This window comes from Paenibacillus tritici (genome assembly GCF_018207515.1).
GTDB classification, from domain to species: domain Bacteria; phylum Bacillota; class Bacilli; order Paenibacillales; family Paenibacillaceae; genus Paenibacillus_AQ; species Paenibacillus_AQ tritici.
In genome coordinates, this window is record NZ_CP073365.1 from 4,372,554 (window position 1) to 4,384,336 (window position 11,783).

Below are 11,783 nucleotides of genomic sequence, written 5' to 3' on the forward strand. Positions count from 1 at the left end.
CGTCAGGGGGTGTTGTTCGCTTGATATCAGAACATTCGTTCTGTATAATAGGAACAATACATAATTATGGATGAGGTGACGGATATGATTACCTACAGTCTCAGCAAGCGGCAAGCCCGGCTGTTCCTCCTGCGCCATCAGCGCCTGGTAGCGGGTGGATTGCCGGAGGGCAAGAGTAGTATCTATGATTTCGTCCGTCATGTGGGCTGTATCCAGTATGATCCGCTCAGCATAGCCGGTCATAATCATGAGCTTGTCCTGCAGGCCAGAATTCCCGGCTTCACACCGGTGATGGCCTCTGAACTGCTCTATAAGGACAGACTGCTGATTGACGGCTGGGATAAGAACATGTCGATCTACTGTACAGAAGACTGGCCGTATTTCCATCGGCTCCGGGAAGCGGCAGCGCTCCGGCATCAGAACAATGAAGCTATGGCCGCTATGATTACTCATGTCCGCGAAGAGCTGGATGCACGCGGGCCGCTCTCCTCGCTGGATCTTGCGAGCAAAGAGAAGATCGACTGGTCCTGGGCTCCGGCAAGACTCTCCCGGGCTGCCATGGAGAGCATGTATTTCCGGGGAGAGTTATCCATCCATCACCGGGTGCATACCCGCCGGTATTACGACTACACGACCAAGCTGCTGCCCCCGGAACTGCTTCATACAGACGATCCCAACGTAACGACGGACCAGTATCATGACTGGTATGTACTTCGCCGGATTGGCAGCATCGGCCTGCAATGGAACCGGTCCGGGGACGGCTGGCTCGGCATTGCCGACCTGAAGAGCAAGGAGCGGACGGCTGCCGTGCAGCGCCTCCTGCTGAAGGATAAGCTCCGGGAGGTGCGGATTGAGGATATCAAGCTCCCGCTGTATATCCGCACAGCAGATGCTCCACAGCTTGAATCGTTATTATTGGAGGAAGACACTGCGGGTGCAGACGAATCCCCGTCCGGGCCACAGGCCCGTGATCCGCAAGCGGCTGCCTTCGCTGCGGCACTTGCCCCGCTCGATAATCTGCTGTGGGACAGAGAGCTGATCCGCCAGCTGTTCGGCTTTCATTACCGCTGGGAGGTCTATAAGCCGGTGCTGGAGCGGGAATATGGATATTATGTTCTTCCTCTCCTGTACGGCGACCGCTTCATCGGGCGGCTGGAACCGGTGATGAATAAGAAGACAGGAATCCTTACCATCGCCCGCTGGTGGTGGGAAGCCGGAGAAGCACTTGAGCACGGAATGCTTCCTGCGCTGACGCAAGCCTTCTCCTCCCTGCAACGTTCAACCGGAGCATCCGGTATCCGGTTCGCGCCGGATGTCGTCCACTCGTGCGGGCTTCAGGAGCTTGAGTCTGCGCTGTCCGCATCCCCGTGAATACACAGGCGTTAAGAGACTCCCTTCACCGCAAGGCATCTGCGGGAAGGGAGTCTCTTAAGGATCGGAAGCTATAGCTCTGATCTTTCACTAGATTTGCTCTTATTGCATTTGCTCTTCTTCAAGTCCCAGCTTGCTGTACATCTCCGTACAATAACCCTGCAGCTTGATCTCCAGTCTGCTCGCCTTGTTCTTGAAGCGTTTCAATTCACGGATCATATGGGCTCTTCCTGCCGGTGTGAAGGTCTCTTGTATCCGCTCCTTGAAATAATCATGGACAATATGATTGCGTTCTTTCCATACGGCCTGTAATTGACTGGTCTCTTCCTCAGAGAATGGGAAGTGATGCTGGATTTCTTTGATGAGTTGGCCGAGTGAATTGCTAAGCTTACGTTGGTATAGTTCCGCGATTTCGGCATCTGTTGGCATCTTGCCCTGCGACAGCTTCGTCAGCAGCAGCAGATTCGTCAATTGCTGTTCCAGCGCCTGGCAATAATAGACGGCCAGCCCGAAATAAGCAAAAAGCTCTTTGGATTGTTCACTCTCCGGTAGTTGTGTATCCTTCATCGTTCCTCCCGTTCTTGATCTGGTTATTTGTGCTGTATAGATTGAATCTCATGTGGTCCGGTTATAATCCATGCGGCCCGAACGATAAATATAGAATCCGGCCAGCAATAATATGTATACCAACGCGTGGGCATAGGTGCGAAGCACGGACAACACCGGCAGCGCATCTGCATTCATCATCGCGTCCATTACCGGGAATACCGGCGGCAGGAGCACACCTACAATGGGTCCGGGCACCAGCTCAGCCACTTTGCTGGCGCTAATGGACAGAACGATGAGGATGAGCATCATTCCCGCGGCGTAGCTGGCTTTGGGTACCCACGAGGACTGCAGATAGAGGGAGAGCGTGATTCCTAACCATCCAAGCAGAGCATGTCCGGCAAAAGCAAGCACGATCCGGCCAAGCCCGGCCGGTTCATTGAAGCTTCCGTTCATATTCGGATACATAACAATGACGAGATCCAGCAGCAGGGTTAGCAGGGCCAGTGTAAGAATAGCGCCGATGCTGTAACGGCGGGCACTCCGGAGCTGGACAATAACCACCTGCTTCTGCACGGCATGCTCATGGTTCAGGAAGCTTAACCCGAGCCAGGCACAGGCCACGAATAGAAATACTGCTGTGGCCGAGTAGCTGTTCATGACAGGATTCGGCTTATAGGAATACAGGATTAATACTGCAATCACAATACCGGCAACCGGACCGAAGAACCGCTGCGAGACACTGTAACTGCGCAAAAAATAGCCGATTAGACCTCTCACCCGCGTCCACTCCCGATCTGATCCTTGGGGTCCATCCACTCGGTCAGGTCACCCAATCCTCCAAGAGGCTTCACCGAAACTATGGAACCGCCTGCGGCAAGAATCTGCTGGAGGCAGGTATCTGACATCTTCTGATCTACAGTCAATCCTGTACAGGAAATTCCTGATAAATCCGGCGCTGGCTGCATCGTGCGTACTCCCGGCACAGCCTTCACTGCCTGCTGCGCCACTGGGTGCAACTCTGTGTAGACAATGTATACTGCAGGCGCACTCCGCAGATTCTCGGCTCCATGAATCGTCCGCAGCATCTGCCCTTCCTGCAGAACATATAAGTCATCCGCCATGGCCTCAATGATCTGCGGCTCGTGTACAGAGAAGACGAGTGCGGTCCCCTCTCTCTTCAGCTCCTGGAGCAAATCTAGAAGCGTATGCTGTGCCGGCAGGTCCAGTCCGGACATCGGCTCATCCAGCAGCAGCAGCTGCGGCCGGATCAGCAGACTCTGGATCAGATTAACCTTCTGCAGCATTCCCTTGGAGAAGCCAGCCAGCTTCCGGCTGCGGAACGAATCCAGGCCGAAGGTTGCCAGCAGTTCGCTTACCCGGGACCTTCCAGCCGCCTCGCAGAGTCCAGCTATACGGCCCATACCGCGCAGGTAGTCTTCTGCCGTTAGTTTCAAAGCAGGAAATGCTTCAGGGGCATAACCCGTGGTCAGCCCTGGACGGCCAGTTGTAAGTACACCAGAGGACAACCTCACCAGCCCGGCGAGTATGGAGAGCAGCGTACTCTTGCCCGAGCCATTCCGGCCGATCAGAGCCGTAGCCGTACCGGGGCGGACCCTCATAGATATGTCATTCACAACCGGACGGCCTCTATATAACTTGGTCCCCCGGGTAAGTGTAATTAGCGGTGATCCATTCGTGACTTCCAGGCCTCCTTCAACTGGCGCAAGGCCATGGCCACATGGAATAGCAGCCAGAATATTCTTCTAAAACTACATTCGCCGGAAGACCCCTGTTCTCCTTTTAAATTTCACAGAATCATACCATTCACACGCCATTCACACGCCTATGCAAAAAACCAGAGCCATGCAGAAATGAATCCGCAGCCGCCCTGGTTCTTGTTAAGTATCAGATTCCGTATATGGAAGTCCTAAAGGGAGATGTCAGGCGTATACTTCAACAGCTTCACTGACCAGTCTGCAGGCCATGGCTGCATTTCGGCAGGCATTGATACATTCCTGGCAATGGTTATGCTGATGTCTGCTGCTTGTATCCGCACAGCGGTCACAGATATCTGCGCAAAGCTTGAGGATTTCTGCCACGAACGGGCTTCTGCGTGTCATTGCCTGGATGGCGTAGGAACAGATGTCTGCGCATTCACGGTCCAGCTGGATGCTCTCCCGCAGATCAGCCAGATCATATTCTTTCAGGCTTGAGACATAGCTATAGTTACAGGCATCCATACATTTCATACAAGCATCAATGCATTCCTGATATTGAATTCGGGTCATAGCCTTACAACCTCCTGCAATTATTATAGGGTATGCCAATGTATTAACCTGCAAGAATAAGAACGAACCATGATTTGCGAAGAGCCGCAGCGTTCAGCTACAGGCTTCTTTTGACCGCAGCCGGTCTTGTTAACAGGCGTTTCTCCAGCCGTAGAAGCCCCGTGCGGAGCTCACCGGACGAGAAATGCTCTCCGATAAATACAGCAACATCAGGCACCTCACCCTGAGGCGTGATTTTCATGAAATCCGCTTCCCTGTAAGCATACTGGAACAAAAAACGGCTAGAGGTATCATTGAAGGTGACGATCCCCTTGGCCCGGTACACATCCCGCGGCAGCTCCTTCACAAACCGTTCAAATTCCTCACTGTTCACGGGATTCTTGAAATAATGCGTATAAGCCATCACATGATCATGTGAAGAGTGCAGCGGCCGCTCAGAACCATCGTCCACCGCCTCATCCGCAGGCCGGTCTTCCATGATAACGCCGCCTACACTGCCCAGCAGAAGCTCAGGCTCCAGCTCACAGCGTACCGCAGGCAGAATCTCCGCATAAGCATTCCACTTGCGCAGCACCTCCGAGATCTCGGCAATCTCCTCCGCCTCAATCCGGTCCGTCTTGTTCAGGATCAGGACAGATGCGCAGCGGATCTGCTCCTGCATCAGGCGGTAGGTAGCCCCTTGCTGGGAGCGGTACAGCTCCAGAAGATGGGCAGCATCAACGACGGTAATCAGGCCCTTCAGCTCCACTTGCTGATACAGCGAAGTCTCCGTAACCGCATCAACAATCTCGAGCGGATTGGCGGCGCCAGTGGCCTCGATGATGACCACATCCGGCGATTCTTTTTTGACCAGTGTGGTCAGCTCGGTGCTTAGATCCCCGCGGCTCGTACAGCAGATACAACCGCCCAGCATCTCTGCCATCGGTACAGACTGCTCTACGAGCAGGCCATCCAGATTCACCTCGCCCAGCTCATTCATGATCACCGCCGGCCGGAGGCCCTGAAGGGTCCAATGATCCAGCAGACGCTGCAGTAGTGTGGTCTTGCCGCTGCCGAGAAAACCCGACAATATATATACTGGTAATGACTGTTCCAATTTCTCTCTCTCCCTGCCTCAATCGGTTATGGTAGCGAGTGTACTACAATGATCGCCTCTGTGCAAGGCGGCCCTGCCTGAGAAGCATGTTGCGGAGTGGGCCCGGAACTTGTCATTGCCGGTTCCATCCCCTATCATGGGGGTTATAAGCTGTTCACCCTATTCAGAAGGAGCTGGTTCGTATATCTTCCGTTGAAGAACACCGGAGCGAAGCCCCGGACTCAGTAGCTTGTTACATCATTACGGTCTCGGACACACGGACTTTGGAGACGGATACCGGAGGACCGCTGATCCGGAGTCTGCTGGAAGGTGCAGGGTATACCGTGATCGGCCATACCATCGTCAAGGATGATTATGAGGATATCCGTGAGCTGGTCTACAAAAACTCCGTCCATTCCGGCATAGAGGCCGTACTTCTGACCGGAGGGACAGGCATATCGCCCCGCGACACTACCTATGAGGCGGTAGCCTCCCTGCTGGACAAGTCGCTGCCGGGCTTCGGGGAGATCTTCCGGCTGCTCAGCTTCACCGAGGATATCGGCTCTGCCGCCATGCTCAGCCGGGCGATTGCCGGGACGATCGGCAGCACCGCCGTCTTCTCCATGCCCGGCTCGACAGGGGCGATCAAGCTGGCTATGGAACGGCTGATTCTGCCCGAGCTGCGCCATGTCATGCGGGAGATCTACAAGAGGTCCTGAAGGACCGTTATAGCCGGATACCTATTTATTCAAGAATATAGACGAATGAACAAGCAGGCTCCTGTATCCTGCGTATACTGGCATAAGTCCAATACGAAGGAGCTGAGTGTCATGAGAAACTGTCCGAAATGTCCTGTTGAAACGGTTACAGATCCTACACAGGTTGTCTATGAAGATTACTATCATCCCCAGGTGGTCCAGGTAGTCCACCATGTCGAGGTCGTCAGACGCCACCACTGTGTTCCGGTCCCTCACCATATCTACACTTGTTCCGTCCGGGATGAAATGTGCGGTCCTACCGCAATGGTGCGCAGCAGAAGAAGATAATCTGCCTCTGTCCCTTAGGATAGATAACTGAAAAAGGCAAAACCACCGCTGCGCGTTTCATACAGGCGCGGACGGTGGTTTTGCCTTTTTTGAGCATATAATATTCTTCTACCGCACAGGCGGGTCTGTATGGACATCTATATCAGGTGCGGAAGCCGCCCAGCGGGTGAAGGTGACCTGAAAGCCTGCCCGCGTCGGAGCGCACAGGAACGGCCCGGCCTGGCTGCCGGTCTCATAGGGAAACCGGGCGACCCGGATCGTCCGCCATGGATGATTCCCGGTTCTCGCCCTGAGGATCACCGCGTCCTTCATCCGCGAAGCCCGCAGGGTGATCTCCTCCCCCGCCCATTCGGGGACAGGAGACAGCGACCAGTCAGAGTAACCGTCAGTGACCACTGCACCCACATGCGGGACACCGTCATTCAGCTCGATCCCGGCTTTGATCCACTGGTCCTCGCTGTGCCACAGCATAATACCTGCCTGGTCATAGAGTTCCGTGAACCCGTCCAGCGTGAAGCTGACCTCCATCGCCTCCTCTCTCTCCCAGGGAGCAAGCAGCGCATGACCGTTGTCATGCTGGAAGCCGTACATCGTCTTTTGCCAATAATCACTGCCCTCCACGGCTTCCGCCACCAGCTGATCCGCCAGGGCCACACTGGATACCGGCTCATGACTCCATACTCCATTCTGCCACTCGATGAATCTCATTACAGGCTCACCTCTTCTTGTCGTTTGTTCATCATACGGTTGATCTGCTCTGAACTCAGCATCATAAGTATAATATACCCAATCATTACCGGCGGAAGAATCATGAAGGTGCTGCGTGCCGCCGCCCAGCCAAGCAGCGGAGGCAGAAACGCACCGCCGGTATACGCCAGAGCCATCTGATAACCCATAATTCTCTGAGAATTCTCCTGCCCGAACCGGGCCGGGGTCTCATGAAGCATACAGGGGAAGATCGGTGCCGAGCCCAGTCCTATCAGAATAAAAGCAACCAGCGAAAAGACAGCCGGAAGCGGCAAAGCCAGCAGCAGCGCACCCGCCATGGAAATCACCAGCCCGCCGCGGATCAGGGTACGGTTGCTGAATCTGAAGGTGATGAAGCCGGTGATCAGCCGCCCGGCCGTGATTCCGCCGTAATAGAGCGAGACCCATCCGGCCGCCGTTGCCGGCGCTATCCCCTTGACATTAACCAGATAACTGCTGCCCCACAGCCCCACTGTTGCTTCTACTCCGCAATAGAACAGGAAGGTAATCATCGCCAGCTTCACGCCCTTGATCCGCAGCACATTCCCCGCAGCAGGGACGGCACCCGGCCCTGAGTCAACCTCGGCCAGCGTTTCCGCAGCTTGGGTGCTGCTGCTCTTACCTGCCTTTTTCCACAGCGGCAGACTGAAGAACAGCAGCACCACAAGCGCAAACTGAATCATACTTACGGCAAAATATCCCGTTCTCCAGGATTCCCCGTTCGCAATGTAACGCGACATCAGGATCGGCCCGAGCATCGCCCCGATTCCCCAGAAGCAGTGCAGCCAGCTCATATGATGCGCCTTGTAATGGGTAGCCACATAGTTGTTCAGCCCTGTATCAATAGAACCGGCCCCAAGCCCCAGCGGCAGGGCAAGCACAGCCACCCAGAGGACCGAAGAGGAATAAGAGAAGCCGAGCAGGGCCAGGGCGGTTACTGCCACACTGATAAAAGTAACCATTCCCGTGCCAAGCCGCTTCAGCACCATGCCGCTCGCCAAGCTTGATATAATGGTCCCCGCGACCACAATCATCGACAGGAGTCCGGCTGTCTCCACCGGCGCCCCGAAATCAAGTCTGATAATCGGCCAGGCTGCGCCCAGCATTGAATCCGGCAGCCCCAAGCTGATGAAGGCCAAATAAATGATAATTAAAAATACCGTTGCCATGTTTCCCCCGCCTAACCTTCAATTTTCGTTAAAAACAGTCTTTGCTCCAATGTCCCCAGCGTCTGAACAATCATGCCCTGAATATAGTCAGCGGCGAAATCATTGGACCTTCTTACCTGTGGAATGGCAGGGGCAGGCAGCAAGCTCTTGCAGTTGCCCTCCACCGCCTCAAGAAGTTCTTCGTGCAGGAAGCTGCCGTACAGCACCACAATATCCGGATTCAGAACACTGCTGACAGCCACGGCCAGCTTGGCAATTGCATCGGCAAGCTGGCCGAAGGATGCCATAAGTCCGCTGTCTCCCCAAGGAAGACCGAGCGGAATGTTGGCCACCTCTCCGGCGAAGCCGCGTTTTCCCTTGTACAGCTTGCCGCCGATGAATATCCCGGCCCCCGGCGGATAGCGGTCCGGGAAATACAGATAAATAACCGAAGCTGCCTCCTCCTTCATCCGGCGGCAATAACCGATAACGGCTGCGTTAACGTCATTCTCTATGATTACAGGTTTGCCGTAACGCTGCCGGAAATGCTCGGCCACCGCTACTCCGCGCAGCGCTTCGTAATCGGATACCGCCAGGATGCCGTCCACTTCCGAGCCGGGCAGCCCCAGTCCGATGGCCTGTATGGAGGAGTACAGCTCCAGCGAGCGGTCGATAACCGCTTCAAAGACCGCCAGGTCCACCCCTGAGACCTCTATGCTGTCCTCCAGCAGCTTGCGGCCGGTAAGCGTGACGACCGTTCTGTGAATAGCAATCACACCCTGCTCTTCATGGGTGAACAAGATCAGCGCCAGCGCGTATTCGTCATTGTATATGTACTGCTGGGCCGGTCTCCCGCCGCTTGAAGCCATGAGTTCTCCCGGCAGCACCTCATTCTGCGCCTCCAGAATCTGCAGTACGGTTCCAACCGTAACGACACTAAGACCGCAGCTATCGGCAATCTGCCGTTTGGTCGCTTGCCCGTGTTCCTTCAGCACCTGCCGCACCAGATTGCTATTTACCTCGCGCATCACCACTGCATTGCCGCCAATTTTCTTCATCTGCTTTCCACCTCGTTATTATAATACTTTATAAAAGTGTTTTAATAAATAGTTATTTTTGAGGTACCATTATTGACCGGCAGATCTCCACAACAGCAAATAGCCCGGCAGAGAATCTCTGCCGGGCGGATAGATACGATTGCTTATTATAGTGATGCTCCGGTTAAGCCTTATAGACCCGGATGCTCGTGTTTCGCTTTGAGACGGCTCCAGCGGCGCTGTACTTCACCCTCGAAGCTGCGCAGGGCCGGTTCGTTCTCCGGCTTCAGCAGGTGACGGGTTTTGCCCATCGTCTTCAGCCAGGCGGATACTTCAACGCGCTTATCCTTGTCTTCCGGATTGTACGTAATGTTGGTTATGCCCTGCTCCACTTCATAGAGCGGGAAAAAGCAGGATTCAACGGCCAGGGATACGATATCCGTCCCGTCCTTGTCCTCGCTCATCCAGTTGAGCGGACAGGCAATCAGAATCTTGCCGTACACCAGGCCCTCATTCTGTGCATACCACTGGGCTTTGGCGGCCTTCTTCAGCATATCCTGCGGATAAGCTTCACAGCCTGTGAAGACATAAGGGATATTGGTAGCCGCCATAATCTGCGCGGTATCCTTATGCTGGGTCAGCTTTCCCTGCTGGGTTTTGCCGATGCTTGAGGTTGAAGTACGGTGTCCCAGCGGAGTGGAGTACGACTGCTGTGCCCCCGTATTCATGTAGCCCTCGTTATCGTACTCCACGATGATCATCTTGTGCCCGCGCAGCGCTGCTCCGATGGCTGGTCCCATACCAATGTCCATACCGCCGTCGCCGGTCACCATCACGAAGGTGAAGTCCTCCTTCAGGCCCAGACCGTCAAGCTCGCCGCGGCGTTTGCGTTCCCAGAACATCTCAACCACACCGGACAGGGTGGCTGCACCGTTCTGGAAGAGGTTGTGGATGAACGTCGATTTATGGGAGGAATACGGATAGCCGGTAGTGGTAACCATGGCGCAGCCTGTGTGGTAGAGTGCGACGATATCCCCCTCAATGCCTTTGAAGAACAGCTCCAGGCCGGAGAAAATCCCGCAGCCCGGACATGCGCCGTGTCCAGGGGACAGACGTCTTGGCTTCTTCATCAGGGAGCGCACCGGCGGAACCCGTACACTCAGCTTCCCGGTCTCTTCATTCTTGCTCACGGTGATCAGGCCGGTCTTCAGCAGATCGAAATTCATCGGCTTCAGCAGACGCTTAGGCGCGTTCTCCGGCGCTCCCGGATTATGACCATAGTAGTCAAACGGAATCTCTACCCGGTCCGCTACGACTGCATCCATAGCCAGCTGGAAGAAGTGGTGCCCGTCTTCTGCATAGAAGTCTTTACCGCCCAGTCCATAGATCCGGCTAATGACCTTAGTGGTTGTGTTGCCGTAAGTGAACAGTGCGGCCTTAATCTCGTTAACCATGTTGCCGCCGTGTCCGCCGACGGAATCCGCACGGTCACCTACAGTGATCGCTTTGACATGCTTCAGCGCTTCGGCAATCTGCTTCTGCGGGAACGGGCGGATCATGTTCGGGGAGATTGCGCCCGCCTTGATTCCCTGCTCGCGGAGCTGGTCGACCACATCCTTGATAATCTCCGAAGCGGAGTTCATCAGGAAGACGGCTACATCGGCATCCTCCATCCGGTACTGCTCGATCATCTCATAGCGGCGTCCGGTCAATACCGCGAATTCCTCGGCAATCTCTTCAAAGACTTCACCGGCATTGTACATGGCAACAGACTGCTGGTAGCGGTTGTTGATGTAATCCGGTTCGTTCATGTAAGGTCCCACAGTTACCGGATTGTTACGGTCCAGGGTATCTGTGAAGCCTGCAGGCGGTTGTTCGCCAACGAACTTGTGAACATCCTCGCGGTGGGCAAAAGCCTGCACACGGCGCTTCTGGTGCGAAGTAAAATAACCGTCAGAAGCAACCATCACCGGCAGGCGGACCTTGGCATGCTCCGCCAGCTTCAGCGCCATCAGGTTCATATCATAGACCGACTGCGGATCACGGCACATCAGGATCGGCCAGCCGGTATTCAGAGCGAAATACAGGTCCGAATGGTCACCGTGAATGTTGAGCGGTCCCGAAATCGAACGGCAGACCAGGTTCATGACCATAGGCATCCGCGTACCTGCTTGTACAGGCAGCTGCTCCAGCATGAACATATAACCCTGGGCGCTGGTTGCATTGAACACCCGGCCGCCCGCTGTGGACGCGCCGTAGCATATCCCTGCGGAGCTGTGCTCGCCGTCGGAAGGCACCAGCATAATATCGTGCTGGCCGCTGGCTTTCATCGTATCGAGGAACTGGGCAACCTCTGTCGATGGGGAGATCGGGAAATATCCCATGACATGATAGTTAATCTGATGGGCAGCATAGGCAGCCATTTCATTGCCGGACTCATACAGGAATTTCTGCTCTACCTTGGCGGAGCCTACTTCTTTTTCATAATCAATAGCCACAATTCATTCCACCTCTCTTCCGGA

General features: G+C 54.9%; 12 protein-coding genes. 3 read left to right on the forward strand and 9 right to left on the reverse strand.

Annotation, left to right across the window (positions count from 1 at the left end):
- Nucleotides 1-66 precede the first annotated feature (66 nt).
- The gene (locus tag KDC22_RS18800) at nt 67-1,371 is read left to right on the forward strand and encodes a DNA glycosylase AlkZ-like family protein (RefSeq protein ID WP_246552747.1); all 1,305 of its coding nucleotides are present in this window, start codon (nt 67-69) and stop codon (nt 1,369-1,371) included.
- A gap of 102 nt (nt 1,372-1,473) precedes the next feature.
- Here KDC22_RS18800 and KDC22_RS18805 read toward each other — a convergent pair whose 3' ends face one another.
- The 5 genes from KDC22_RS18805 to KDC22_RS18825 form a co-directional block, all read right to left on the reverse strand.
- The gene (locus tag KDC22_RS18805) at nt 1,474-1,938 is read right to left on the reverse strand and encodes a hypothetical protein (RefSeq protein WP_173133616.1); all 465 of its coding nucleotides are present in this window, start codon (nt 1,936-1,938) and stop codon (nt 1,474-1,476) included.
- Nucleotides 1,939-1,986: 48 nt separating this feature from the next.
- Nucleotides 1,987-2,697 (reverse strand): hypothetical protein, encoded by a 711-nt coding sequence (locus tag KDC22_RS18810; protein WP_211719986.1) that lies wholly within the window; start codon nt 2,695-2,697, stop codon nt 1,987-1,989.
- Nucleotides 2,694-3,554, reverse strand: a complete 861-nt coding sequence (locus tag KDC22_RS18815; protein ID WP_173133610.1) for an ATP-binding cassette domain-containing protein — start codon at nt 3,552-3,554, stop codon at nt 2,694-2,696. Before KDC22_RS18815 ends, KDC22_RS18810 begins: the two co-directional genes overlap by 4 nt.
- Before the next feature lie 306 nt (nt 3,555-3,860).
- Nucleotides 3,861-4,208, reverse strand: a complete 348-nt coding sequence (locus KDC22_RS18820; RefSeq protein WP_173133607.1) for a four-helix bundle copper-binding protein — start codon at nt 4,206-4,208, stop codon at nt 3,861-3,863.
- A 97-nt stretch (nt 4,209-4,305) separates the two neighbouring features.
- A complete protein-coding gene (locus KDC22_RS18825; RefSeq protein ID WP_211719987.1) occupies nt 4,306-5,304 on the reverse strand; it encodes a CobW family GTP-binding protein in 999 nt (332 codons plus the stop codon).
- Between the two features lie 182 nt (nt 5,305-5,486).
- On the opposite strand from KDC22_RS18825, the gene KDC22_RS18830 reads away from it, so the two are divergent.
- Nucleotides 5,487-6,002 carry a MogA/MoaB family molybdenum cofactor biosynthesis protein gene (locus KDC22_RS18830; protein WP_211724105.1) on the forward strand — a complete coding sequence of 172 codons (516 nt, stop codon included), beginning with the start codon at nt 5,487-5,489 and terminating at the stop codon, nt 6,000-6,002.
- Nucleotides 6,003-6,047: 45 nt separating this feature from the next.
- Nucleotides 6,048-6,329, forward strand: coding sequence for a hypothetical protein (locus tag KDC22_RS18835; protein WP_246552749.1), 282 nt, complete (start codon nt 6,048-6,050; stop codon nt 6,327-6,329).
- Between the two features lie 108 nt (nt 6,330-6,437).
- Here KDC22_RS18835 and KDC22_RS18840 read toward each other — a convergent pair whose 3' ends face one another.
- The 4 genes from KDC22_RS18840 to KDC22_RS18855 form a co-directional block, all read right to left on the reverse strand.
- A complete protein-coding gene (locus KDC22_RS18840; RefSeq protein WP_211719988.1) occupies nt 6,438-7,037 on the reverse strand; it encodes a DUF1349 domain-containing protein in 600 nt (199 codons plus the stop codon).
- Nucleotides 7,037-8,245, reverse strand: coding sequence for an MFS transporter (locus tag KDC22_RS18845; protein WP_211719989.1), 1,209 nt, complete (start codon nt 8,243-8,245; stop codon nt 7,037-7,039). The genes KDC22_RS18840 and KDC22_RS18845 overlap by 1 nt, the downstream gene beginning before the upstream one ends.
- An 11-nt stretch (nt 8,246-8,256) precedes the next feature.
- Entirely contained in the window at nt 8,257-9,282 is a 1,026-nt protein-coding gene (locus KDC22_RS18850; protein ID WP_211719990.1) for an ROK family transcriptional regulator, read from the reverse strand.
- Between the two features lie 170 nt (nt 9,283-9,452).
- A complete protein-coding gene (locus KDC22_RS18855; RefSeq protein ID WP_211719991.1) occupies nt 9,453-11,759 on the reverse strand; it encodes a thiamine pyrophosphate-dependent enzyme in 2,307 nt (768 codons plus the stop codon).
- Between the last annotated feature and the right edge of the window lie 24 nt (nt 11,760-11,783).

Excerpts from the sequence above, each read along its gene's own strand:
- KDC22_RS18800 (WP_246552747.1), top strand. The coding sequence starts at position 67 with ATGGATGAGGTGACGGATATGATTACCTACAGTCTCAGCAAGCGGCAA.
- KDC22_RS18840 (WP_211719988.1), bottom strand. The coding sequence starts at position 7,037 with ATGAGATTCATCGAGTGGCAGAATGGAGTATGGAGTCATGAGCCGGTA.
- KDC22_RS18835 (WP_246552749.1), top strand. The coding sequence starts at position 6,048 with ATGAACAAGCAGGCTCCTGTATCCTGCGTATACTGGCATAAGTCCAAT.
- KDC22_RS18845 (WP_211719989.1), bottom strand. The coding sequence starts at position 8,245 with ATGGCAACGGTATTTTTAATTATCATTTATTTGGCCTTCATCAGCTTG.
- KDC22_RS18850 (WP_211719990.1), bottom strand. The coding sequence starts at position 9,282 with ATGAAGAAAATTGGCGGCAATGCAGTGGTGATGCGCGAGGTAAATAGC.
- KDC22_RS18820 (WP_173133607.1), bottom strand. The coding sequence starts at position 4,208 with ATGACCCGAATTCAATATCAGGAATGCATTGATGCTTGTATGAAATGT.
- KDC22_RS18805 (WP_173133616.1), bottom strand. The coding sequence starts at position 1,938 with ATGAAGGATACACAACTACCGGAGAGTGAACAATCCAAAGAGCTTTTT.